The 23,790-nt window shown below is 66.0% G+C and carries 25 protein-coding genes; 18 read left to right on the top strand and 7 right to left on the bottom strand.

Annotated features, from left to right (window positions below; genetic code table 11):
* Window positions 1-68: 68 nt before the first annotated feature.
* The 6 genes from HAP48_RS46825 to HAP48_RS46800 all read left to right on the top strand — a co-directional run bounded on the left by HAP48_RS46825 (window position 69) and on the right by HAP48_RS46800 (window position 7,625).
* A complete protein-coding gene (locus HAP48_RS46825) occupies window positions 69-3,875 on the top strand; it encodes a tetratricopeptide repeat protein (RefSeq protein WP_166207251.1) in 3,807 nt (1,268 codons plus the stop codon).
* 69 nt (window positions 3,876-3,944) lie between these two features.
* The gene (locus tag HAP48_RS46820; protein WP_166207248.1) at window positions 3,945-4,181 is read left to right on the top strand and encodes a hypothetical protein; all 237 of its coding nucleotides are present in this window, start codon (window positions 3,945-3,947) and stop codon (window positions 4,179-4,181) included.
* A 26-nt stretch (window positions 4,182-4,207) separates the two neighbouring features.
* Window positions 4,208-5,167 (top strand): LysR family transcriptional regulator, encoded by a 960-nt coding sequence (locus tag HAP48_RS46815; RefSeq protein WP_166207245.1) that lies wholly within the window; start codon window positions 4,208-4,210, stop codon window positions 5,165-5,167.
* A gap of 88 nt (window positions 5,168-5,255) precedes the next feature.
* Window positions 5,256-5,966: an SDR family NAD(P)-dependent oxidoreductase gene (locus HAP48_RS46810; protein ID WP_166207242.1), complete on the top strand. Its 711-nt coding sequence runs from the start codon at window positions 5,256-5,258 to the stop codon at window positions 5,964-5,966.
* Window positions 5,967-5,980: 14 nt separating this feature from the next.
* Entirely contained in the window at window positions 5,981-6,220 is a 240-nt protein-coding gene (locus tag HAP48_RS46805; RefSeq protein WP_166207239.1) for a tautomerase family protein, read from the top strand.
* A 163-nt stretch (window positions 6,221-6,383) separates the two neighbouring features.
* A complete protein-coding gene (locus tag HAP48_RS46800) occupies window positions 6,384-7,625 on the top strand; it encodes a YbfB/YjiJ family MFS transporter (RefSeq protein ID WP_224496862.1) in 1,242 nt (413 codons plus the stop codon).
* On the opposite strand, the gene HAP48_RS46795 is transcribed toward HAP48_RS46800, so the two are convergent.
* From HAP48_RS46795 to HAP48_RS46780, 4 genes are all read right to left on the bottom strand, one after another.
* A complete protein-coding gene (locus HAP48_RS46795) occupies window positions 7,622-8,773 on the bottom strand; it encodes an aminotransferase class V-fold PLP-dependent enzyme (RefSeq protein WP_166207236.1) in 1,152 nt (383 codons plus the stop codon). The two genes, HAP48_RS46800 and HAP48_RS46795, sit on opposite strands and share 4 nt — an antisense overlap.
* Before the next feature lie 51 nt (window positions 8,774-8,824).
* Window positions 8,825-9,712, bottom strand: a complete 888-nt coding sequence (locus tag HAP48_RS46790) for a hypothetical protein (RefSeq protein ID WP_166215813.1) — start codon at window positions 9,710-9,712, stop codon at window positions 8,825-8,827.
* Window positions 9,713-9,798: 86 nt separating this feature from the next.
* Window positions 9,799-10,551 carry a flagellar type III secretion system pore protein FliP gene (gene fliP / locus HAP48_RS46785; protein WP_029085410.1) on the bottom strand — a complete coding sequence of 251 codons (753 nt, stop codon included), beginning with the start codon at window positions 10,549-10,551 and terminating at the stop codon, window positions 9,799-9,801.
* The gene (locus tag HAP48_RS46780; protein WP_176399254.1) at window positions 10,548-11,489 is read right to left on the bottom strand and encodes a flagellar biosynthetic protein FliO; all 942 of its coding nucleotides are present in this window, start codon (window positions 11,487-11,489) and stop codon (window positions 10,548-10,550) included. The genes fliP and HAP48_RS46780 overlap by 4 nt, the downstream gene beginning before the upstream one ends.
* Window positions 11,490-11,858: 369 nt before the next feature.
* On the opposite strand from HAP48_RS46780, the gene flgB reads away from it, so the two are divergent.
* The 9 genes from flgB (at window position 11,859) to HAP48_RS46735 (ending at window position 20,263) form a co-directional block, all read left to right on the top strand.
* Complete coding sequence (gene flgB / locus HAP48_RS46775; protein ID WP_166207233.1) at window positions 11,859-12,269, top strand: flagellar basal body rod protein FlgB; 411 nt, start codon at window positions 11,859-11,861, stop codon at window positions 12,267-12,269.
* A 27-nt stretch (window positions 12,270-12,296) separates the two neighbouring features.
* The gene (gene flgC / locus HAP48_RS46770) at window positions 12,297-12,722 is read left to right on the top strand and encodes a flagellar basal body rod protein FlgC (RefSeq protein ID WP_166207230.1); all 426 of its coding nucleotides are present in this window, start codon (window positions 12,297-12,299) and stop codon (window positions 12,720-12,722) included.
* A gap of 26 nt (window positions 12,723-12,748) precedes the next feature.
* Window positions 12,749-13,069: a flagellar hook-basal body complex protein FliE gene (gene fliE / locus HAP48_RS46765; RefSeq protein ID WP_029085414.1), complete on the top strand. Its 321-nt coding sequence runs from the start codon at window positions 12,749-12,751 to the stop codon at window positions 13,067-13,069.
* A 138-nt stretch (window positions 13,070-13,207) separates the two neighbouring features.
* A complete protein-coding gene (fliQ, locus tag HAP48_RS46760; RefSeq protein ID WP_024580945.1) occupies window positions 13,208-13,471 on the top strand; it encodes a flagellar biosynthesis protein FliQ in 264 nt (87 codons plus the stop codon).
* An 18-nt stretch (window positions 13,472-13,489) separates the two neighbouring features.
* A complete protein-coding gene (gene fliR, locus HAP48_RS46755; protein WP_166207227.1) occupies window positions 13,490-14,260 on the top strand; it encodes a flagellar biosynthetic protein FliR in 771 nt (256 codons plus the stop codon).
* 109 nt (window positions 14,261-14,369) lie between these two features.
* Window positions 14,370-15,443 (top strand): flagellar biosynthesis protein FlhB, encoded by a 1,074-nt coding sequence (gene flhB / locus HAP48_RS46750; RefSeq protein WP_166207224.1) that lies wholly within the window; start codon window positions 14,370-14,372, stop codon window positions 15,441-15,443.
* A 141-nt stretch (window positions 15,444-15,584) separates the two neighbouring features.
* Window positions 15,585-18,161 (top strand): cell cycle histidine kinase CckA, encoded by a 2,577-nt coding sequence (gene cckA / locus HAP48_RS46745; RefSeq protein ID WP_166215810.1) that lies wholly within the window; start codon window positions 15,585-15,587, stop codon window positions 18,159-18,161.
* Window positions 18,162-18,471: 310 nt separating this feature from the next.
* Complete coding sequence (locus tag HAP48_RS46740; RefSeq protein ID WP_166207221.1) at window positions 18,472-19,434, top strand: Tim44 domain-containing protein; 963 nt, start codon at window positions 18,472-18,474, stop codon at window positions 19,432-19,434.
* Between the two features lie 151 nt (window positions 19,435-19,585).
* Complete coding sequence (locus tag HAP48_RS46735) at window positions 19,586-20,263, top strand: lectin (protein WP_166207218.1); 678 nt, start codon at window positions 19,586-19,588, stop codon at window positions 20,261-20,263.
* A gap of 130 nt (window positions 20,264-20,393) precedes the next feature.
* Here HAP48_RS46735 and HAP48_RS46730 read toward each other — a convergent pair whose 3' ends face one another.
* Window positions 20,394-20,789, bottom strand: coding sequence for a DUF3606 domain-containing protein (locus tag HAP48_RS46730; RefSeq protein ID WP_166207215.1), 396 nt, complete (start codon window positions 20,787-20,789; stop codon window positions 20,394-20,396).
* 155 nt (window positions 20,790-20,944) lie between these two features.
* Here HAP48_RS46730 and HAP48_RS46725 point away from each other — a divergent pair, with 155 nt between their 5' ends.
* Entirely contained in the window at window positions 20,945-21,652 is a 708-nt protein-coding gene (locus HAP48_RS46725; protein ID WP_166207212.1) for a glutathione S-transferase, read from the top strand.
* A gap of 153 nt (window positions 21,653-21,805) precedes the next feature.
* On the opposite strand, the gene HAP48_RS46720 is transcribed toward HAP48_RS46725, so the two are convergent.
* Both HAP48_RS46720 and HAP48_RS46715 read right to left on the bottom strand, forming a co-directional pair.
* A complete protein-coding gene (locus HAP48_RS46720) occupies window positions 21,806-22,165 on the bottom strand; it encodes a GFA family protein (RefSeq protein ID WP_166207209.1) in 360 nt (119 codons plus the stop codon).
* Window positions 22,166-22,174: 9 nt separating this feature from the next.
* The gene (locus HAP48_RS46715) at window positions 22,175-22,849 is read right to left on the bottom strand and encodes a methyltransferase family protein (protein ID WP_166207206.1); all 675 of its coding nucleotides are present in this window, start codon (window positions 22,847-22,849) and stop codon (window positions 22,175-22,177) included.
* A gap of 172 nt (window positions 22,850-23,021) precedes the next feature.
* Between HAP48_RS46715 and HAP48_RS46710 the strand changes: the two genes are divergently transcribed.
* Complete coding sequence (locus HAP48_RS46710) at window positions 23,022-23,348, top strand: ArsR/SmtB family transcription factor (RefSeq protein ID WP_029085424.1); 327 nt, start codon at window positions 23,022-23,024, stop codon at window positions 23,346-23,348.
* Entirely contained in the window at window positions 23,348-23,788 is a 441-nt protein-coding gene (locus tag HAP48_RS46705) for an SRPBCC family protein (RefSeq protein ID WP_166207203.1), read from the top strand. The genes HAP48_RS46710 and HAP48_RS46705 overlap by 1 nt, the downstream gene beginning before the upstream one ends.
* Window positions 23,789-23,790 lie beyond the last annotated feature (2 nt).

The raw sequence follows: 23,790 nt of genomic DNA, 5'->3' as shown, positions 1-23,790 counted from the left end.
AAGATCGGGACGCGTGGGCGAGGGCGCTTCGCGCTGGTATGGCTGAGGTCCCGAGAAAACGTTTCGAGATGGCGCGAACGGCTGCCGCTGGAACATGGTCGCTAGGCCGCGCCTGGGCGCGGACTGCGCGTCTGTGCCTGCTTGCCACCGGCCTTGTTCTCATGACCCTCACATATTCGCCTGCTGCACGCGCCGAAGACGCGGTGCCGGGTGAGGCGGCCTTCTCGGCCGCGAACGGCTTTGCCCGGCTGGTGCTGAAGCTGAAGGAGGATGTCGAGTCCGAGGTCACGGCCGCCGGCACGATCATCGTGATCCGCTTCAAGCGTCCGGTCGATATCCCGGTCGAGAAACTGTCGGATGCGGTGCCCGATTATGTCGGCGCCGCGCGCCGCGATCCGGACGGTTCGGCGATCCGCCTGTCGCTGGCGCGCCGTGTCACCATCAACACCATGACCGCCGGCGAGCGCATCTTCATCGACTTCCTGCCCGACAGCTGGACCGGGCCGCCGCCGTCGCTGCCGCAGGAGGTGATCCGCGAGCTTGCCGAGCGCGCCCGCGCCGCCGAGCGGTTGCTGCGCGCGCAGCGTGCCGCCGACGCCGCCAAGAAAAAGCCGCCGGTGCGCGTTCGCGCGCTGGTGCAGCCCACCTTCGTCCGCTTCGTGTTCGAGGTCCCCGACGGTGTCAGCGTCTCCTCGGTGCTGAATGAGCAGAAGCTGACGCTGGCCTTCAACTCGGTCCTGAGCTTCGACCTTGCCGACGCCAAGGTCGCCGCACCCCCGAACGTCGCGTCGATCAGCGCGCGCGCCGACACCGACACCTCCGCGGTCGATGTGACTCTGATCGGCGATGTCGACGTGCATTCGTTCCGCGACGAGAAGAACTACATCGTCGATGTCGCCTTCCAGCAGAACGAGCAGCCGGCGGCAAAGCCCGCGCTGAGCGCGCTGCTGCCGACGCCGCGCGGCAGAGCCAAAGGTGCTGCGGCGATCGCGCCGGTGACGTCGGAAAGCATCGCGCGAGAGGCCAAGATCGAGATCAAGCCTGAGCAGCCCAAACCTGAGCAGTCCAAGGCGGAGCCGGCCAAATCCGAACCGCCGCAATCCGAGCCGGTCAAGCCCGAGCAAGCCACGACCGAACAGCCGGCAGCCGCGCCCGCCAAGACCGAGCAGCCCAGATCCGAGCTGCCGAAGTCGGAGCTGCCGAAGATCGCCGCTGCACCGGCCGCGGATGTCGAGAACGCTGCTGCGCCTTCCGCGCCGCGCGAGGGCAGCGCCCCTTCTGCGCCGGAGCGGAACAAGGTGCCCGTGAGCGAGGCGCCGAAGCCGGCGCCCGCTGTCGCGGCCGTGCCGGCGATGGAAGGGCCGAAGCCGGCCGTGGCGCCATCGCCCGGCGAGGTCCGTGCCAGCGGCAAGCCCGCGGTCGAAGCCCAGCGCGACAGCGACGGGCTGGGGGTGACGTTTGCATTCCCCGGCGCGACGCCGGCGGCGCTGTTCCGCCGTGCCGACACGGTGTGGATGGTGTTCGACACGCCTGAGGCGATCGATGTCGATCCAATCCGCGCCAAGGCCGGCTCGCTGATATCAGACGTCAGCCGGATTCCACTCGAGAAGGGGCAGGCGGTGCGCTTCCGCCTCAACCGGCCGCAGATGCCGTCACTCGAGAGCGACGATCGCTCGCGCGGCGTGAGCTGGACGCTGACCTTTGCCGACCGGGTGCAGAAGCCGCCGCTGCCGCTCAGCGTGGTGCGCAACATCTCGGAGCCCGCGCTCGCCAATGTCAGCGTGCCGCTCGCCAATCCCGGCCAGCTCCATAAACTGGTCGATCCCGACGCCGGCGATACGCTCTGGGTGGTGACGGCGCCGCCGCCGACCCGCGGCATCATCAAACGGCAGGATTTCGTCGAGCTCTCGCTGCTGGAATCGATCCACGGCGTCGTGGTCCATCCCAACGCCGACGACGTCAAGGCGGAGGTCGGCGCCGACAAGGTGATGCTGGGCCGGCCCGGCGGACTGACGCTGTCATCGGCCGACGTCGCCGCCGAGCGCGCGACCGCGGCGGTGAAGCCGCTGTTCGATCCGAACGAGTGGCGCAAGAACCGGTCGGAGAGCTTCCTCAAGCAGCTCGACGCTCTGATCGTGGCGGCCGGTGCCGCCAATGCCGAGCAGCTGCCGCAGGCACGGCTCGATCTCGCCGATTTCTACATGGCGCGCGGCATGTACTACGAAGCGCATGGCGTCACCAATCTGATCCTGTCCGAGAGCAAGCGCGGCGGCGAGACGGCGCCGGTGGTGATGGTGCACGCGGTCGCCAGCATCCTGATCGGACACCCGGCACAGGGCTTGAAGGACCTGGCCAATCCCGTGATCGGCAATGGTTACGATTCCCAATTGTGGAAAGGGCTCGCCTTTGCCCGCGAAGGCAAATGGGCCGAGGCGCGCGAGAAGTTCAAGAACGCCGAATTCGCGGTCGCGACGTTGCCTGCCGAGCTGCAGCGCATCGTCACCCTGGACTCGATGAAGGCCTCGCTCGAGGTCAAGGACTATGCCGGCGCCGCGCGGCGCAAGAGCGATCTCGACGTGGTCGGCGTTCCCGACGGGCTCAAGCCTGCGGTTGCGGTGCTGCGCGGCCGGCTCGCCGAAGCGCTCGGCCAGGAGAAGGACGCGCTCGACGCCTACCGCTTCGCCGCCAATTCGGCCGACCGTCAGGCCGCCGCCGAGGGCAAGCTGCTCGAGACGCTGCTCAAGCAGAAGCGCGGCGAGATCGGGCGCGACGATGTGCTGAAGGAGCTCGAGCTGTTGTCGATGCTGTGGCGCGGCGACTCCATCGAGCTGAAGACGCTCTACGTGTTGTCGAAGATCTACGCCGAGACCGCGCGCTATGCCGACGCCTTCGCGGTGACGCGTGCCGCGACCCGGCTGCAGCCGAACGCGCCGGAATCGCGGCTGGCGCAGGATGCCGCCTCGGCCTTGTTCGTGCAGCTCTATCTCGGCCCCAAGGGCGACGAGATGGCGCCGATCGATGCGCTCGGCACTTTCTACGAATACCGCGAGCTGACGCCGATCGGCCGCCGCGGCGACGAGATGATCCGCCGTCTCGCCGACCGTCTCGTCGGTGTCGATCTGCTCGACCAGGCCGCCGACCTCCTGCAATACCAGGTCGACAAGCGTCTCGAAGGCGCGGCGCGCGCCCAGGTCGCCGCGCGCCTTGCGATGGTCTATCTGATGAACCGCAAGCCTGATCGCGCCATCGGCGCGCTGCGCTCGACCCGGATCGCGGACCTCTCCGGCGAACTGCGCCAGCAGCGGCTGCTGCTCGAGGCGCGCGCGCAAAGCGACGTCGGCCGGCACGACCTCGCGCTCGACATCATCTCGAACATCACCGGCCGCGAGGCGATCCGGCTGCGCTCCGACATCTACTGGGCATCGCGGCACTGGCGCGAGGCGTCCGAGCAGATCGAGCTCTACTACGGCGACCGCTGGCGCGACTTCACCCCGCTCAACCCGGGCGAGAAGGCCGACATCATCCGTGCCGTGGTTGGCTACGCGCTCGCCGAGGACGCCATCGGGCTATCCCGGTTCCGCGAGAAATACGCGCCGCTGATGTCGGGCGATGCCGACAGGCTGGCGTTCGAGGCGGCCAGCAAGCCGGTCGCGACCTCAAGCGCCGAGTTCGCGCAGATCGCGCGGATGGCCGCCAGCGTCGACACGCTCGACGGCTTCATCCGCGAGATGAAGGTCCGCTTCCCCGACGCCACCGCCCGCGCGCCGCTGCCCGATCCGGTCGCGACCGGATCGGTGCCTGACAGTGCGAAGGCCGCGCCGGTGAGCACGCTGCCGGCGATCAAGGGCGAGCGCCGCGCCAGCGCGTCACAGTAGCGCCTCTCGACAGACGCCCATCAAATCGGCAACCATGGCGGAAGTCGCCAGCCGGGAGGACGTCGTCATATGAGCAAGCCGAGCAAGACCGAAGCCGAACTTATCGCGATGGCGCGGGCCGAGTTGAAGGTGCATGCCGACTGCCCCGACGGCATCGACATCTCTGTGCTGCGCGACGGCGACAGCTGGGAATTCCGTGCCAGCGCCGACGAGGCCACGGTGGCCAGGCCCGGCTACCCCGAATGTGTCGCGATGCTGGTGCAGATCGGCGATCACCTCAGCAAGCAGTATGATGTGCAGGGGTAGCGGCAGCCGCGAGCCGAGGAAAGCTTATGGACCGCATCGACGCCATGAAGGTTTTCGTCGCGGCGGTCGACGAGGGCAGCCTTGCGGGTGCCGGACGGAAGTTGCGGCGATCGCCGGCGGCGGTCAGCCGTGCCGTCGCGTTCCTTGAGCATCATGTCGGTGCCGAGCTGCTTCATCGCACCACGCGGTCGCTGAAGCTGAGCGATGCCGGGCAGCGTTATGCGGCGGCGTGCCGGCGCATCCTCTCTGAGCTCGAGGAGGCCGACATCTCGGCCGGTGGCGAGCGCTCGGCGCCGCGCGGCACGCTGACGATCACGGCGCCTGTCGTGGTCGGCGAGGATCTGCTGCGGCCGGTGCTTGATGCCTTCATGACGGAGCATCCGGCGGTGGTCGCCCGCCTCGTGATGCTCGATCGCACCGTCAATCTGATCGATGAGGGCATCGACGTCGCGCTGCGCATTGCCCATCTCGCCGATTCCAATTTCGTCGCGATCAAGCTCGGCGAGGTGCGCCGCGTGGTCGCGGCGTCACCGGGCTATCTCGCGCAGCACCCGGTGATCGGCGAGCCGGCCGATCTTGCGAAGCATCAGATCATCGCGATGACGCATTTCGGGCTCGACTCCTGGAGCTTTCCGCCGGCCGTGAAGTCGAAGGTCGCGCGCGCGGTGCAGTTCACGCCACGGCTGGTTGTCAACACGGTGCGGGCGGCGGTCGCCTCGGCCAGCGAAGGGCACGGCATCACCCGGCTGTTCTCCTATCACATTGCCGAGGAAATCCGCGACGGGCGGCTGCAGATCCTGCTCGCAAGCGACGAGCATCCGCCGCTGCCGGTGCATCTGTTGGCGCCGCAGGGCCGCTTCGACGTGCCGAAGGTGCGCGCCTTCGTCGACTTCGCGACGCCGCGGCTGAAACGCTATTTCGAGCGGCTGTCGCGCGAAGCCAGCCAGGCCAGTCGTTCGCGCCGCGGAAGAGTGTCTGCCGAATAGCGGGCATTCGCGCGGAAACCGAACGTATCTACGTTGTTCTCCATCGAGGCGGCGCTGTTGCAGCCTCATCAACAGATGGAGAGAGACCATGGGTGCAGAGCAGAAGGTTGCCATTATCACCGGCGCGTCGCAGGGAATCGGCGAGGCGCTCGTCAAGGGCTATCGCGACCGCAACTACCGCGTTGTCGCCAATTCCCGCAGCATCAAGCCGTCCTCCGATGCCGATGTGCTGGCCGTCCCGGGCGACATCGGCGATCCCGAGGTTGCCGACCGCATCGTCAAGCAGGCGCTGGCGCGCTTCGGCCGCGTCGACACCCTGGTCAACAATGCCGGCATCTTCGTCGCCAAACCGTTCACCGACTACACCGACCAGGACTATGCGTCGGTGCTCGCGACCAACCTCAACGGTTTCTTCTACATCACCCGCCGCGTGGCGAAGGAGATGGTGAAGCAGGGCTCCGGGCACATCGTGCAGATCACGACCAGCCTGGTCGACCACGCCAACAGCAACGTGCCCTCGGTGCTGGCCTCGCTGACCAAGGGTGGGCTGAATGCGGCGACCAAGTCGCTCGCGATCGAATATGCCGCCAGGGGCATCCGCGTCAACGCGGTGGCGCCGGGCGTGATCAAGAGCCCGATGCACGCGCCTGAGACCCACGACTTCCTTGCCAAGCTGCATCCGGTCGGACGGATGGGCGAGATGAAGGACATCGTCGACGCCGTGCTGTTCCTGGAAGGCGCGGGCTTCGTCACCGGCGAGATCCTGCATGTCGACGGCGGCCAGAGCGCGGGTCACTAGGACCGGAGGACGTCATGCCTATCGTCACCATCCAGGTCACGCGTGAGGGGACGGCGCCGGGGGCGTCGTCCACCACACCGGAGCAGAAGGCGGCGCTGATCATGGGCGCCAGCGAGCTGCTGCGCGACGTGCTCGGCAAGCCCATGGAATCGACCTTCGTCGTCATCGAGGAAGTCGATACCGACAATTGGGGCTGGGGCGGGCTGCCCGCGCTGGACTATCGCAAGAAGCTCGCGGCGGAACGAAACCGCTGAGACTCAGTCCCACGAGAGAGCTCACCCCTCACCCGGATCGCATCTGACGATGCGATCCGACCTCTCCCACAAGGGGAGAGGTGAGGAGCTGAGGTGATCGCTGCGAACGATTGCTGCGATCGCAACTAATCATTTTTCACGGACGGCCGGAGGGCCTACTGCGATGTCCATGTCAGCCAATGTCGACCATGCCAGGCGCCATCACGCCGAACTACATCGCGATGCGGGCGGACCGCTATGGCTGGCCGCGGCCGCAGGGCTGTGCGCGTCGCTGGTCGGGCTCGGGCTGGCGCGCTTTGCCTACACGCCGCTGATCCCGGCGCTGATCGCGGCGAAATGGTTCACGCCGGCGGAAGCGGTCTATCTCGGTGCCGCCAACCTTGCCGGCTACCTTGCCGGCGCGCTGATCGCCCGCGATCTCGGCGCGCGGATCGGCTCGGTGTGGGCGCTGCGCAGTATGATGACACTGGCTGCGATCACCTGCTTTGCCTGCGCAGTGCCGATCTCCTTCATCTGGTTCTTCGGCTTCCGCTTCCTCGCCGGCGCCAGCGGCGGCGTCATCATGGTGCTGGCGGCGACCGTGATCCTGCAGCACACGGCGCCGAGCAAGCGCGGCCTGATCGGCGGCGTGATCTTCGCCGGCGTCGGATTGGGCGTCGCCGCCTCGGGCACGCTGGTGCCGCTGTTGCTGCAGCAGGGCGTCAAGCAGGCCTGGTACGGGCTCGGAATCCTGTCGGCGGTGTTGACCCTGATCAGCTGGAAGGCGTGGCCGGCGGAGGCGCCTGCCGCGCATGCTGCCGCAGAACAGCACGTTGCGTCGCATGGCGTGCGGTCACCGCTGCTGATCGCGCTGTGCCTGGAATATGGCCTCAACGCGCTGGCGCTGGTGCCGCATATGGTGTTCCTGGTCGACTTCGTGGCCCGCGGACTCGGGCAGGGGATCGCGGCAGGTTCCTATTACTGGGTGCTGTACGGCATCGGCGCCGTGGTCGGACCGCTGCTGTCAGGACATCTCGCCGATCGCGCAGGCTTCGCCGCGGCGCTCCGCGTGGCGTTCCTGATCGAGGCCGTAGCGGTCGCGCTGCCTGCCGTGACGACGTCGCCGGCCGCAATGATCGTGTCGAGCCTCATCGTGGGCGGCTTCACGCCCGGCATCGTGCCGCTGGTGATCGGCCGCATCCACGAGCTGATCCCGCACTCCGCCGCGAGCCAGCGTTCTGCCTGGGCCCAGGCCACGACGACCTTCGCGCTGTTCCAGGCGGCGGGCGCCTACGGCCTGTCCTATTTGTTCGCGCACAGCGGCGGCGACTATGCGCTGCTGTTCGTGATCGGCGCGGCCAGCGTAGCCGTTGCGCTAGCGATCGAGTTGTTCAGCGTCATCGCGCTCGGGCGCAAGCGGAGTTAACCGCGCAGCGCCTTCGTCAACACAGCGACGAGGCGGTCGACATCGGCCTCGTCGTTGAAGACGTGCGGTGAGATCCGCATCCGGCCGAGCCGCAACGCGACGTGGATGTTCTCGGTGGCGAGGCGCGCGATCAATTCCTTCGGGATGCCGCCCGCCATGCCGAGGCTCAGGATATGCGGCGCGCGCACGCTGCGCGGCAGCACGTCGAGCCCGAGGTCACGCACACCGTCGGCGATCCGCTCGTTAAGCATCGCCAGCCGCGCGCTGACGGCAGTGGCGCTCCAGTCCGCCATCATCTCCATGCCGATCGACGCCATCTCCAGCGTGATGAAGTGATCGCGTTCGCCCATGTCGTAGCGGCGGGCGTCGTCGACATAGGTGAGATCGCCGAAATAGACCGGGTTCTCCGAGTTCACGTTGCGGCGGCCGGCGGAGGTCTGCTCCAGCGGCACGCCGTTCTGGTGACGTTTCGCGACGTAGAGGAAGGCGCGACCATAGGGGCCGATCAGCCATTTGTAGGTCGGAAAGATCACTGCGTCGGGATCGAGCTTTGTCACGTCCATCGCCACGACACCGGCGCTCTGCGTCGCGTCGATCACGAACATCGCATCGTGCCGCCGCAACGCCGCCTGCACCTTGTCGACATCGATCAGACCGCCGTCCGACCAGTGCACCGACGAGATCGAGGCGAGGCCGACCGGCGGCGCGCCGGACCGCTCGATCGTCGCGAGCACCGCCGACGTCCAGTCGCCATCGGCAGGCTGGCGCACGGTGTCGACGACAAAGCCCTGCGCCTCGGCGCGGGCGTGCCATTCCAGCACCGGCGAGGAGTGATCGTTCTCCAGCACGACGACGCGGGTGCCGCGCGGAATGCTCAGTGCCTTCGCCACCGTCGCGACGCCGTAGCTGATCGCCGGGATCAGGGCGACATCATTCGCATCGGCATTGATCAGGCGCGCCGCCGCGGCGCGGGCGCGTTCATGCTGGCGGCCGGCGAAACCGGCATCGATGGTCCAGGGCTGGCCCTTGCGTTCGACCGCCGCGCGGCCGGCGTCCAGCGTCTTCAGCGGCAGCGGGCTGTAGGACGCCGAATTCAGGTAGCAGATCTCGCGTGGAATCTCGAAGAGGTGGCGCTGGGAGGGAAGCATGTCGTCTCGTGGCTGAAATTGCGGAGGGTGGCGTGATGCGGAGGCGTGCGCTCACCCGTCATACTGGTCCGGCCCCATCGCCCAAGGCGCCTGGTCGTAGCCGTTGGCGAAGGTGCGGTTGGTCTGCGCCGGATTGCGGTTGATCAGCGGCCGCAGATACATCGGGTGCGTGGCGCTGCGCACCTCGTGCTCGACGGTGAACAAATGCCGGCCATTGGCGGGATCGACGATGTCGCAGAAGCGGTACTGGTACTGATTGTCCTCGCGGGAGACCAGATTGCGCTCCCGCAGCCGCTTGTAGGGGCCCGAAAAGTCGGTGATGTAGATCTGGACATGATGGCCGTCGAACTCGCCCTGCGCCTGATCGGTCTCGCGGAATTGCAGATACTGGTCCTTGCCGACCTTAGCGCGCGCGACGACATCGTCGCCGTTCGCAACGCTCGCCGGGATGCCCATGATCTCGGGATAGAACCGGCTGATGGCTTCAGCGGTGCCGCGCGGCACGGCGAATTCGACATAGGGCATGCCGAGCGCGATGCGCCCGAACCGCTCGGCGTCCGGTTCAAAGCAGCGCAGCCGGTTGCCCCAGGGACAGGTGGCCTCGACGTGATCGTTGCGCTCGCGATAGCCGAACGCGGTGCCTTCGAGCTTGGGGGCGACCGCGGCAAGCCGCGTCAGCAGGGCCTGCCGTCCGGCGATCACGATACCGGTATGGCCGCGCAGCACCTGCTGCCGGCCGGTCGGCAGATGAAACTGGCTGCGGCCGGCGTTCACCCACATGTTGCTGTCTGAGACCATCAGATAGGGATCGCGGGTCAGCCCGATGCCGGCGACATAGAACAGCGTGGCAAGGCGCTGGTCCGGCACCTGCACGTTGACATGTTCGAGATGGATGGAATTGCCGAGATCTTCTGCGGCGCGGTCGAATGGCTGCTGCACGGGCACGGCTCCCTGGATGCGATGCCGCGCATGATAGTGCAACGGCACGCCCAATCCAGCTGACGGGCCATGAATGTTTCGCGGGGCTACCCCCCGTAACTCTGCACCAGGCTGCCGGCGACCAGCGCCCAGCCGTCGACCAGCACGAAGAAGATCAGCTTGAACGGCAGCGACACCACCACCGGCGGCAGCATCATCATGCCCATCGACATCAAGACCGAGGCGACCACGAGGTCGATGATCAGGAACGGCAGGAACAACAGAAAGCCGATCTCGAAGGCGCGCTTCAGCTCGGAGATCATGAAGGCCGGCACCAGGATGCGCAGCGACATCTCATCGGGCGTCGCCGGCGGCGGCTCGCCGGAGAGGTCCATGAACAGCTTCAGATCCTTCTCGCGGACGTTCTTCTGCATGAAGCCGCGCAGCGGCACCGAGGCGCGCTGCAACGCCTCCTCGACGCCGATCTGGTTGGCGACCAGCGGCTTGATGCCGTCGTCATAGGATTTCTGCAGCACGGGCCCCATCACGAAGGCGGTGAGGAACATCGCGAGCGCGATCATCACCGAGTTCGGCGGCGCGGTGGCGGTGCCGAGCGCGGTGCGCAGCAGCGAGAGCACGACCACGATGCGCGTGAACGACGTCATCATGACCAGGATCGACGGCGCGATCGACAGCACCGTGAGCAGTGCGATCAGCTGGATCGCGCGCTCGGTCACGCCGCCATTGCCGCCGCCGAGATTGATGCTGATATCCTGCGCCATCGCCGGATCAGCGAAGGATCCGGCGGCGATCAGGACAGCGATGAAAAAAACTCTACGCGGGACGGACCCTGATCTCACGAAGGAGACTTCGGTGGTCGGCCGAGCAGCGAGGCCATCTCGTCCTCGAGATTCTCGAACCCGCTCTTCTGCTGGGCAGGCGCGGCGGGCGGCTCGCTGCGCGGCGCACGCACCGGCGGCGCCTCGGGCGCAACCGGCGGCGCGACGGTCTCGCCTGGGCCGGTCGGGCGGCGCAGCGCAGCTTCGAGCCGCTGTGCCATCTCGGCGAGATTGGCGTCGGCATTCGATGCGGGCGGCTGGGCCGGAGGCGCCTGCGTCGCGACCGGTGGCGGAGCGGGGGGAGGCGGTGGCGTGACGGCGCGCTCGGCCGCGGGCGCGCGCAGCGGCGGCGGCGCCTTCGGCGGTTCGGCCGCGCGCGGCACACGCGGGATCACGGGTTCGGAGCGCGGCGGCAGGCGCGGCGGCATCGGATCGGGCCGCGGCTCGCTACGCTCGGGCGTGAAGCCCGTGAGCGGATCGCTGCGACGCTCGGCGATCGGCGGCGGGGGCCGGCGCAACTCGTCGGCGAAGGAGGGGCGCGCCTGACGCTGCGGCAGCTCGGGCTCGGGAAGTTCGAAACTGTCGGAACGGGCGGCCTCGCTCTCGTTCCAGGCGGCGTCAGGAAGCGGTGCGGCGCGCGGCAGCGCGGCTTCTGGGCCGACCGCGGGGCGGGCCGACATCTGATCACGTCCGGGCATGGCGCGGACGATGTTCGGCTCGACGACGATATCGGTGGGGCCGCCGATCATCAGCAGATGTTCGATATTGTCGCGGCGGACCAGCACCAGCCGGCGCCGGCCGTCGACCGCGGCAGCGTCAATCACCGCCAGCCGCGGCATCCGCCCCCGATTGGCGTTGGCCCCGAGGCGGTTTCCGGCGAAGCGGCGGACGAGCCATGCGGTGACGCCGATCAGCGCCAGCACGACAACGAATGCCAAGACGAATGTAACGACCTGCATATTGGAGTCCCCGGCCATCGTGGCCTTCCTCAGCTTTCGCCATCAACGAGCGCGGATTGACAAGTGCGGTTTGCACAGCGAATCGCGCCCGAGATTCGCCTTATTTCTTAATTCCCAGCGGCTTGCAGCCGGCTGTTCTATTAATAAACCAAGAATCGCTTGTCCCAAAACGACTTCTCAGCGCCCCACGCTGTCTTGGTCCGTGCTGGTTAACGCAGCATTCGTGGCGAAAATGCGCTCTCAGGCCTCAGTTGCGGTGTTCTCCACGGATCAGTCCAGCATTTTAACCACCCGTTAACCATACACCGGGCAAATTCTGCCTACCTCGGGAGCCCAAGGGTTGTCCAAGAGGTTAACGGAGCCGCGGCGATGTCCATGAACGATCTCCCGATCCTGTCGGCGCTGCGCAGCAAGATGCAGTGGCACCAGGAGCGCCAGCGCGTCCTTGCCGAGAACATTTCCAATTCCGACACGCCGAACTTTCGGCCGCGCGATCTGGTCGAGCCGAAGTTTGACCGGGCCGGTGCCACGATCGGCGGCGGCATGGGGACGCTGCCGATGATGCAGACCAGCGGCACCCATCTGGCGGCGGCCGGCGCGCCTGATGCCTTCGACAACGACCGCGGCAAGAGCGGCTTCCAGACCCGTCCGGCCGGCAATGCGGTCAATCTCGAGGACCAGATGCTGAAAGTGTCCGCCAACCAGATGGACTACGCGGCGGTCACCTCGCTCTACAGCAAGAGCCTGCATCTGCTGAAGACCGCGATCGGCAAGGGCTAGGCCGTCTGACGGCGGCAGGAGGATCCCATGGCAGATGGAACAAGCGATTTCAGCCGCTCGATGAGCATCGCGACCTCAGGCCTGCGCGCGCAGGCCGGGCGGATGCGGGTGATCTCGGAAAATATCGCCAACGCCGATTCGACGGCGCAGACCGCGGGCGGCGACCCCTATCGCCGCAAGGTGCCGACCTTTTCGTCCGCGCTCGACCGCTCGCTCGACGCCCAGGTCGTGACCCTCGGCCGGATCCGGCCGGACCGGTCGTCGTTCCGCATCAAGCAGGAACCGGGCAATCCGGCGGCGGATGCCTCCGGCAATGTCAAATATCCGAACGTCAATCCGATGGTCGAAATGACCGACATGCGCGACGCCCAACGCTCCTACGAGGCCAACCTCAACATCATCAGCGCGACGCGGCGGATGATCCAGCGCACGCTCGACATCCTCAAGTCCTGACGCAACAAGAACAGGGAACGTAAATCATGGCTACACCGACAGTCGCCGCCAACGCCTACGCCAGCCTCGCGAAATTGATGGAGCGCGGCGGCGCCGAGAAAGCCGGACTGGGCGGGCAGGCCGTCGCCGGCCCGTCGTTCAGCGCGCTGCTGAAGGACTCCGTCGGCAGCGTGCTGGAGGCCGGCAAGAAATCCGACGCGCAGACCATGGCGATGGCCTCGGGCAAGGCGAATGTGATGGACGTGGTGACGGCGGTCGCCGACACGGACGTTGCCGTGTCGACGCTGGTCTCGGTCCGCGACCGCGTTATCCAGGCCTATGAAGACATCATGAAGATGCCGATCTGACGTCGCTTGCGACGTCATCCCGGGGCGCGAAGCGAACCCGGGAAATCGAGATTCCCCGATGCGCAGTTGCGCATCTGAGGTCTGGTCCTTCGGACCATCCCGGAATGACGAAACAAACAACAACAGCGAGAACTCCAAATGACCGGCCCTGAAACCCTCGACGTCGCGCGTGATGCGATCTGGACCATCGTGATCGTGTCGTCGCCCCTGATGGTGGTCGGCCTCGTGGTCGGCGTCGTGGTGTCGCTGTTCCAGGCGCTGACCCAGATCCAGGAACAGACACTTGTCTTCGTGCCGAAGATACTCGCGATCTTCGTCACATTGCTGCTGGCATTACCGTTCATGGCCGACTCGCTCGCCAGCCACATGATGCGGATTTCGTCGCGAATCATCGGCGGTTGATGCACTAATGCCGCGGTCATGCGCATCGATGTCTCCCTGCTGCCGGCGCTGGCCGCAATATTCGTGCTGGTCTTTGCGCGCGTGGGCGCGATGGTGATGCTGCTGCCCGGTTTCGGCGAGAGCAACATCCCGGCGCGGGTCAAGCTGTCGATCGCGCTGCTGCTGACGCTGATCATCCTTCCGCTGCATCGCAACGCCTATCATGTCGACCTGACGTCGATATCCTCGCTCGGTGTCCTGATGGTGCATGAACTCATCATCGGCATCGTGCTCGGCGCGACCGCGCGGGTGACGCTGTCGGCGCTCAATGTCGCGGGCTCCGTGATCGCGCAGCAGCTCGGCCTCGGCTTCGTCACTGCGGTCGATCCGACCCAGGGTCAGCAGGGCCAGATCGTCGGCAATTTCCTTACTATCCTCGGTCTCACCCTGCTGTTTGCCACCGACAGCCACTATCTTGTCATCGCGGCGCTGAGCGAGAGCTACCGCATCTTCTCGCCGGGCGAGATCATGCCGACCGGCGACGTCGCCGCGCTCGCGACCTCCGCGTTCTCCGCCGCCTTCAAGATCGGCCTGCAGCTGTCGGCGCCGTTCCTGGTGTTTGGCCTCGTCTTCAACATCGGGCTCGGTGTGCTGGCGCGGCTGATGCCGCAGATGCAGGTCTATTTCGTCGGCGTGCCGCTCGCGATCATGGTCGGCTTCCTGATCTTCGGCGTGGTGCTCGCGGCGATGATGAATACCTATTTCGACTACTTCAACGGCGTCATGCGCCAGCTTGCTCCGATGAACTAATCAGAGCGTTTTCGAGCGAAGTGGGAACCGGTTCGCGTGAAGAAAACGCGTCAAAAATAGGGACCGCAGAACATGATGCGATAAGTCGCATCATGTTCCAGGGAGAGCGATGGCCGACGATACCGAAGACAAGACAGAAGACCCTACGCAAAAACGTCTCGATGAAGCCCTTGAGAAAGGCGACGTCGTCAAGAGCCAGGAGGTCAACACCTGGTTCATCATCGCCGGCGCCACGCTGGTGCTGTCGACCTTCTCGGGCTCGATCGGCGGCGGCATCTTGATGCCGTTGCGCAACCTGATCGCCAATTCGTGGATGATCCGCACCGACGGCGCGGGCCTGCTTCAACTGACCCAGACGCTTGGCTACGCCGTGGTCGCCGCGATCGGCGTACCGTTCCTGATGCTGGCGCTGGCCGCGGTCGCGGGCAACATGATCCAGCATCAGCTGGTGTGGTCGGGCGAACAGCTGAAGCCAAAATTCTCCAAGATATCGCCGGCCGCCGGCTTCAAGCGGCTGTTCGGCAAGCAGGCGGTGGCGAATTTCCTGAAGGGCCTGTTCAAGCTGATCGCGCTCGGCGCCGTGATGGTCGTGGTGCTGTGGCCCGAGCGGCTGCGGATGGAGGCATTCCTGCGGGTCGATCCCGCCGAGCTTCTGCCCGCCATCATCAGCATGACGGTGCATCTGATGGCGGCGGTGGTCGCCATCCTCGCTGCGGTCGCGATCGCCGACTACTTCTTCCAGTACCGGACCTGGTACGAGCGTCACAAGATGTCGCTGCAGGAGATGAAGGAGGAGTTCAAGCAGTCGGAAGGCGACCCGCACGTCAAGGGCAGGATCAAGCAGTTGCGGGTCCAGCGCGCCAAGAAGCGCATGATGGCCCAGGTTCCCAAGGCCTCGGTGATCATCACCAACCCGACCCACTATTCGGTGGCGCTGGCCTACGACCGCAGCATGTCGGCGCCGCTCTGCGTCGCCAAGGGCGTCGACGTCATGGCCTTCAAGATCAGGGAGATCGCCAAGGAGCACGATATTCCGATCGTGGAGAACGTGCCGCTGGCCCGGGCGCTCTATGCGACCGTCGAGATCGACCAGGAGATCCCGGTCGAGCACTATCACGCGGTTGCCGAAATCATCGGCTACGTGATGCGGCTGAAGCGCGGCCTGTCCGGCCTGCGCCAGTAAGGGGCGGAAAACCGCTCGAAATGCGCGTAACTTGCGAAATTGCCGCCTGATGGACTTGCGTTTTCGGGTCCGATTCAGGCACTCAGGGGCGAGGCGGCCGGCCGGGCGCCTTCGTGATGCAGACGAGCCATGTCTCTCCAGATGACCGCCGATAGCAACGATCCACCCGCGACTGAGCCGTTCGTGGCTCACGGGCCAGCGCGGCGCAGCGGCAGTATCCTGCTGGTGGTCCTGATCGCCGTCGGCATCGTCGCGGTGGCGGTCTGGTTGATGACCATCGGCCGCACCCAGGCGCAGCCCTATATCCTCGGCGTGCTGGCGCTGCTCGCCACCGTCGGCCTGTTCACCCTGTTCGCGCTTGCCGCCGGCATCATCCGCTTCTCCGATCGCGCCACCGACGACCCCGTGATGGCGCGGATCGCCGACCAGGCCCAGGAAGGACTCGTGGTCACCGACTCCCGCGGCCATGTGGTCTATTCCAACGCCGCCTATCTGAGGCTGACCGGCGCGGCCGGGCCGCAGGACGTCCGCCCCGTCGAGCGCGTCTTCATCGGCAACCCCGACGTCTCCGAGGCGGTGTTCCGCCTCTTGAAGGCGGCGCGCGAGGGCAAGCGGCAGCAGGAGGAGGTCCGCGTCGCCGGCCACGAGGCCGGGCAAGGTGGTGGACAAGGCCGCTGGCTGCGGCTCAGGGTGCGCCCGCTCGGCGAGGGCAAGCGCGACGCGAGATATGCGGTGTGGTCGATCGCCGACGTCACCCGTGACCGCGAGGACCAAGAGGACGTGTTCCAGGAGCTGCGGCACGCGATCGAATATCTCGATCACGCGCCGTGCGGCTTCTTCTCGGTCAATCCGGCCGGCGAGATCGCCTATGTCAACGCCACGCTGGCCAACTGGCTGGACTACGATCTGGCCGAGATCGGTTCCGGCGGGCTGAAGCTGACCGACATCGTCTCGGGCGACGGCGCGGCGCTGTTGACTTCGATTGCGGCGGTGCCGGGCGAGGTCAAGACCGAAGTGTTCGACATCGACCTGCGCATGCGCGGCGGCAAGACCGTGCCGGTGCGGCTCTATCACAAGCTCGCCTTCGGCGCCGACGGCGCGGCGGGCGCCTCGCGCACGCTGGTGATCAGCCGCGCCCGCGACGAGCGTTCCGATCCGGAGCGCGCCGCCGAGGTGCGCTTCATGCGCTTCTTCGACCATACGCCGATGGCGATCGCGACCGTCGACCGCGGCGGCAATGTGGTCGGCGCCAATGCGCGCTATGCCAAGCTGGCGCAGGGGCTGAACGGCGACGGCGGCGCGGCCAAGTCGATCTTCCGCGCGGTCAATCCGCGCGACCGCGGCCTCCTGATCGCCGCGATCAACCAGGCCGCCGAGGGCCAGGGCGATATCGCGCCGGTCGAGGTGATGCTCGACGGCACCAAGGAGCGCTTCGCCCAGTTCTTCGTGACCACCGTCGAGAAGGACGAGCGCGACGCCGAGACCGCGATCGTCTACATGCTGGAGATCACCGAGCGCCGCGCGCTGGAAAACCAGATCAACCAGTCGCAGAAGATGGAGATGGTCGGCCAGCTCGCCGGCGGCATCGCGCACGACTTCAACAACGTGCTGTCGGCCATCATGATGGCCAACGACTTCCTGCTGAACGCGCACAAGCCGACCGATCCGTCGTTCCAGGACATCATGCAAATCAAGCAGAACGCCACCCGCGCCGCGACGCTGGTGCGGCAGCTGCTTGCGTTCTCGCGCCGCCAGACGCTGCGGCCGCAGGTGCTCGACCTCGGCGATGCGCTATCCGACCTCACCATGCTGCTGCGCCGGCTGATCGGCGAGAAGGTCAAGCTCGACCTCGTGCATGGCCGCGATCTGTGGCCCGTGAAGGTCGACGTCTCGCAATTCGAGCAGGTGGTGGTCAATCTTGCGGTCAACGCGCGCGACGCGATGCCGGACGGCGGCAAGCTGATCATCCGCACCGGCAATGTGCCGACCGAGGAAGCCGCGCAGCTCGCCAACAAGGGCATGCCGGCGGCGGACTATGTGAAGATCGAGATTTCGGACACCGGCACCGGCATTCCGCACGAGATCATCGACAAGATCTTCGAGCCGTTCTTCTCGACCAAGGAAGTCGGCAAGGGCACCGGCCTCGGCCTGTCGACGGTCTACGGCATCGTCAAGCAGACCGGCGGCTTCGTCTATGTCGATTCCGTGCCTGGCGGGGGCACCACGTTCCGGATCTATTTGCCGCGGCATCGCCAGGACCAGGAGGTCGCCCCGGAAGCGCAGGCCGGCAATGGCGCGGCAAAGGACGCCGCCGCCGAAGCCGCCAAGCCGAAGCCCGATCTCACCGGGCAGGGCACCATCCTGCTGGTCGAGGACGAGGACGGCCTGCGCTCGCTGAATGCGCGCGGTCTCCGCTCGCGCGGCTACAGCGTGATCGAGGCGGCCAACGGCGTCGAGGCGCTGGAGGCGTTCGAGGAGAACAACGGCGCCGTCGATCTCGTCGTCTCCGATGTCGTGATGCCGGAGATGGACGGCCCGACGCTGCTGAAGGAAATGCGCAGCCGCAATGCCGAGCTGAAGATCATCTTCGTCTCAGGCTATGCCGAGGACGCCTTCGAGAAGAGCCTGCCCGAGAACCAGCAGTTCGCGTTCCTGCCAAAACCGTTCACGCTGACGCAGCTGGTCGCCGCGGTGAAGGAAACCATGACGGCGAATTAGAGCGTTTTCGAGCGAAGTCGGCACCGGTTCGCGTGAAGAAAACGCGTCAAATAAGAAGCGCCAACCCAGGCGAGGGGCTTCGATGCGCCTTCGCTTCTGGCATGGGAATAGTCATGTTGCGATGCGGTCGCGGTTGAACCTGAGCCCCATCTCGCGGTAGGACGCGCCGTCGCGTCCACAAGGACCATAGTGTCACATCTCCGCGACCGAGGGCCGCAGCCGCGGTTCCCGTTTCCCGCTTCACTTTTATCAGGCCCTGCCCATCTTAGGGGCGTTTCCCCATGCCGGGGAATCCTTTGAGGAAACCAACATGAATTTCTCGCAACGCACGCGTGGAATTGTCCGGGCGATCGCCGTCGCGATGGCGCTGGCGCTGCCTGTGATGATGACCGTTTCGGCGGCCGACGCTCGCGTCGGCGGCGGCGGCTCGCGCGGCTCGCGGACATTCTCCGCGCCGCCCTCGACGAGCACGGCGCCCGGCTCGGTTGCGCCGATGAACCGCACCTTCAGCCAGCCTGGCAGCCCGAACATGGGGTCGCCGGCGGCGGCGACGTCCGGCGGCCTGTTCGGTCGCGGCGGAATGGGCCGTGGCCTGCTCGGCGGCCTGGCCGCGGGCTTCCTTGGCGCCGGCCTGTTCGGCATGCTGTTCGGCGGCGGCCTGTTCTCGGGTCTCGGCGGCCTGTCGTCGATCCTCGGCCTCCTGCTGCAGATCGGTCTGATCGTGCTCGTCGTCCGGCTCGCGATGTCGTGGTGGCAGCGCCGCAATACGCCGGCCTCCGCGTACGCGGGCGGCCCCGACGTCGGTCCCGGCGCGCAGGGCAACGCCCGTTCGGGCTTCGGCTTTGGCCTCGGCGGCGGATCGAACACACCGGTCGAGATCACGCCGGCGGACTATGAGACGTTCGAGCGGCTGCTCGGCGATATCCAGGCCGCGTGGTCGAACGAGGACATTGCGAAGCTGCACACGCTCGCGTCGCCGGAGATGGTGTCGTACTTCTCGAAGGATCTCGAGGAGAACAAGGCGCGCAACGTCACCAACAAGACGTCCAATGTGAAGCTGTTGCAGGGCGACCTCGCCGAAGCCTGGAGCGAAGGCGACAGCGAATACGCCACCGTCGCGATGCGCTACACGCTGGTCGACACCATGCTCGAGCGCGGCACCGGCCGGATGGTCGGCGGCAACGGGCAGCCGGAGGAGATCACCGAAGTCTGGACCTTCGTGCGCCAGCGCGGCGGCAACTGGGAACTCTCGGCGATCCAGCAGACCAACTGATCGATCGCCCGATATGACAAGTACAAGGCGCCGCGGCATCAACCGCGGCGCTTTTGTTTTGCGCGCTTCATTGGCGCGTCGCGGCGCCGGAATATCCGCGCGGGCCGCGGGTTGATGTCAGCGGACCATAACAACCATCGGGAGGATTAAGATGAAGGTCATTGCGTGCATCGCGGTTCCGGCCTGTCTTGCATTTGTCGTCACGGCTGCGCCGCCGGCACAGGCGCAGACTGCCGACACCAGCTTCTTCTTGACCAGCAACGGCATCGGCAACGGCGCCAATCTCGGCGGCCTCGCCGGTGCCGACAATCATTGCCAGACGCTGGCGCAGGCCGCGGGCTTCGGCGCGCCGAAGACATGGCGCGCCTATCTCTCGACCCAGGCCGCCGACGGCCAGCCCGCGGTGAACGCGCGCGACCGCATCGGCAAGGGACCGTGGAAGAATGTGAAGGGCGTCGTGGTCGCCAAGGACGTCGCCGACCTGCACAGCGCCGGCAACAATCTGACCAAGCAGACCGCCCTGTCCGAGAAGGGCGACGTCGTCAACGGTGCCGGCGACACGCCGAACCGCCACGACGTGCTGACGGGATCGCAGGCGGACGGGACTGCGTTTGCGGCCGGTGAGGACCGCACCTGCAAGAACTGGACAAGCAGCACGCAAGGCGCCGCCATGCTCGGACATTTCGACCGCAAGGGCCTGCGCGACGACGAGCCGTCAAAATCCTGGAACGCGTCGCATCCCTCGCGCGGCCCCGACGGCGGCTGCTCGCAGGCCGATCTGAAGAGCACCGGCGGTGACGGCCTGCTGTACTGCTTCGCGGCGAACTGAGCGTCGCCTCAGAACGCGTCATTGCGGGGAGCGATCGCGACGAAGCAATCCATCTCTCCGCATATGCGGCGCGGTGGATTGCTTCGCTTCGCTCGCAATGACGAGGAGAGAGCGGCGTACCTTCGACCGCTCACGCCTTCTTGCGCTTGACGGTCTTCCTTGCAGCTTTCTTTTTCTTCGCGGTTTTCTTCTTGGCCGCGAAATAGGCCTCGACCTTCTTCGAGGAATGTCCGACTGCGGCCACCGCGGTCTTGAGCCGGGCAGGGGTCACCTTGAACTTCTTCGACCAGTAGCGGACCTCGTAGGGCTGGCTGATCGCGATCCGTGCGCGGTCGGCAGCCTTGTGCCGCTGCTCCTTGAAGTAGGCCTCGACCTTCTTGGCGGAATGCCCGACCTTCTTGACGGCGGCTTTGAGCTTGGCCGGCGTGACCTTGAACTTCTTGGACCAGTACGCAACTTCGTAGGATTCGCTCAACGCGATCAGGGCGCGATCTGCGCCGCCCCGCTTCTTCTTGTTGTCCGCCATCAGATGATCCTTCATCGAAGATTCGACGTCGGAACATTAGCAGTCTCTGCGTGGTTCGGACAGGCAGCCTGTCCACGGTGGACGATCCGAGCGCTGCACGGCTACGATCGATCTGACCGGGAAGCGACGCGGCGAAAGTTTTTGGAGGTAAGTGCATGCACTATCAGCTTTACTACTGGCCGATGATCCAGGGCCGCGGCGAATATGTCCGCCTCGCGCTCGAGGATGCGGACGCCGGTTACACCGACGTCGCGCGCGGCAAGGGCGGCACGGGCGCCATGATGAAGATGATGGACGCGCACAAGGGCACGCCGCCGTTTGCGCCGCCGTTCCTCAAGGCCGGCAGCCTCGTGATCGGGCAGACCGCGAACATCCTGCTCTATCTCGGCGCGCGCCACGGCCTCGCCCCGAAAGCGGAAGGTGGCAAGCTCTGGCTGCATCAGCTGCAGCTGACGATTACGGACTTCGTGCTGGAGATCCACGACACCCATCATCCGCTCGGCCCGTCGCTGTATTACGAGGACCAGAAGGCGCCGGCGAAAAAGCGCACGGAAGAATTCTGGGCGTCGCGGGTGCCAAAATATCTCGGCTATTTCGAGGACCTCGTGCAGGCGAACGGCGGCGCCTTCGTCACCGGTCGCCGGGTGACCTACGTTGACCTGTCGCTGTTCCAGATCGTGGAAGGCCTGCGCTACGCGTTTCCGAAGCGGATGGCGGCGTTCGAAAAGAAGGTCCCGCGCCTGATCGCGCTGCGCGATCGCGTCGCCGAGCGGCCGAACATCAAGGCGTATCTGGCCAGCGAGCGGCGGATTCCATTCAACGAGGAGGGGATCTTCCGGCGCTACAAGGCGCTGGATTTGTAGGTGCCGTCAGGACGCGATCTTACTGTGCTCGTCATGGCCGGGCTTGACCCGGCCATCCATGTCTCACCATTCGATGGATGCCCGGGCATAGGCGAGCGGAAGCGACGCCGTCCTTCGGACGGCTGTGCCCGGGCATGACGAAGGGAAAAGTGCCTACCGGTTCCTTCCGTCCACCGGCGTCATCGTGATCTTCGACAGATCGATGCCGTCGATGCAGCTGACATTGAGCGCCACGATGTCGGTGCCGTCAGGCTTGTTGCCGCGTGCGAACACGTCGACGCCGCAATCGACGCAGAGCTGGTGGCGGATCGCATGGCGGTTGAACAGATATTCCTTCAAATTCTCGGCGCCGGCGCGAAGCTGGAAGCTCGTTGGCGGCATGAACACGAAGTGCAGGCCCTTCTTGGTGCAGATCGAGCAGTTGCAGGCGGTCACCATCGCCATGTCGGTGGTGCATTCGAAGCGGACCTGGCCGCAATGGCAGCCGCCGGTATAGGTCTTGTTCTCCGCCATGATCGATCCTCACCACAGCCCGGGCACAAGGCGATAGCGCACCCGTGCCGCATAATCGGCATAGCCTGACAAACCCGCCACCAGCGTGCGCTCCTCGATCCCTGTGCGGATCGCAAACATCACGAAGAACACCGGCACGAAGGCAAGACCCCACCAGGAGCCGAGCATCAGCGGCACGCCGATGAAGAACAGCATCACGCTCGTATACATCGGATGGCGGACCAACGCGTAGGGGCCGGTCGAGATCACCTGATGGTGGCGCTCGGTCTGCACCTTCACGACCGGTGCGGCGAACGAATTGGCGCGGAACACCCACAGGATCAGCACGGTCGAGACCAGATACAGCACAAGGCCGAGCACGATCAGCGGCGCGCCGGCATTGGCGCCGCCAAAGCGCCGGTCGAGCCCCATCGCGACGAACCACAGCACCGCGACGACGACGAACACCAGCATGAAGCGCTTGTCCTCGGTGGGCTGGCCCTCACGCGCGGTGAGACGCATGCGCTCGGCCAGCAGTCCGGGATCGACCCTGGCGAGCCACAGCCCGCAGGCGGGCCCGATCAGCGCCGAGGCGATCAGATAGGCCCACGCGCCGGGCCAGTGCAGCGTGCCGGCGAAGGCAAACAGCAGCGCGGCCATGGCGATGACGAAGAAAGTGTTCTGCAGGAGGAGCTTTGCGATCATGGGCGGCTCCGCACGATTCCGATCACAGTTATCGCACCCTTTTTCCGGCAAACATGCGACCGCAGCCATCAACTTTCGGAGCACGCAACACGTTCCCGTGTCGCCGTCGGCGCTGCGGCTGCATTGGCGCCTCCGCATTGACTTTTATATAAGTAGATGCTTATATAAATTCATGACCGCCGCCATGCAGCTGACCAATGTGCTCAAGACCCTCGCGGATCCGACGCGGCGGGCGGTGTTCGAGCGGATCGCACGGGAAGGCGAGGTGGCCGCGACCGGGCTGGTGCAGGGCTCAAAGGTGTCGCAGCCGGCGGTGTCGCAGCATCTGCGCGCGCTGCGCGATGCCGGGCTCGTCGCCGAGCGGCGCGAGGGCCGGCATATCCATTATCGCGTCGCGCCGAAGGGGCTCGGCCCGCTGATCGACTGGCTCGGCCACTATGAGACGTTCTGGGCCGAGCGCTTCGCAAATCTGGAGAAATTGCTGAAGGAGAGTGAGTGATGGCTGAGACGCACGCGATCACGGTCGAGAAGGTGCTGCCTTACGCCGCCGACAAGATCTGGCGTACCCTGACCACGAGCGACTTGCTGGTGAAATGGCTGATGCCGAACGATTTCGTTGCCGTGGTCGGACACCGGTTCAATTTCCGCACCAGGCCGATCGGCGGCTGGGACGGCGTCGTGCATTGCGAGGTGCTGGATTACGATCCGCCGCGCCTGCTGCGCTATTCCTGGAAGGGCGGCGCCGACACCAATCCCGAATACGGCTCGAAGCTCGACTCGGTCGTCACCTGGACGCTGACGCCGGTCGAGGGCGGCACGCAGGTCCGCATGGTGCATGACGGTTTCGTGTTCCCCGGCAACCGCTACGCCTTCGACATGATGAGCCCGGGCTGGGGCAAGATCGTCGATGCGATCGGACGCGTCGCCGCCGAAGCCTGACG

The organism is Bradyrhizobium septentrionale (genome assembly GCF_011516645.4).
In the GTDB taxonomy this organism is placed as follows: domain Bacteria; phylum Pseudomonadota; class Alphaproteobacteria; order Rhizobiales; family Xanthobacteraceae; genus Bradyrhizobium; species Bradyrhizobium septentrionale.
The sequence above is the reverse complement of the archived record's forward strand: the minus strand, read 5'-3'. Positions and strand labels throughout refer to the sequence as shown.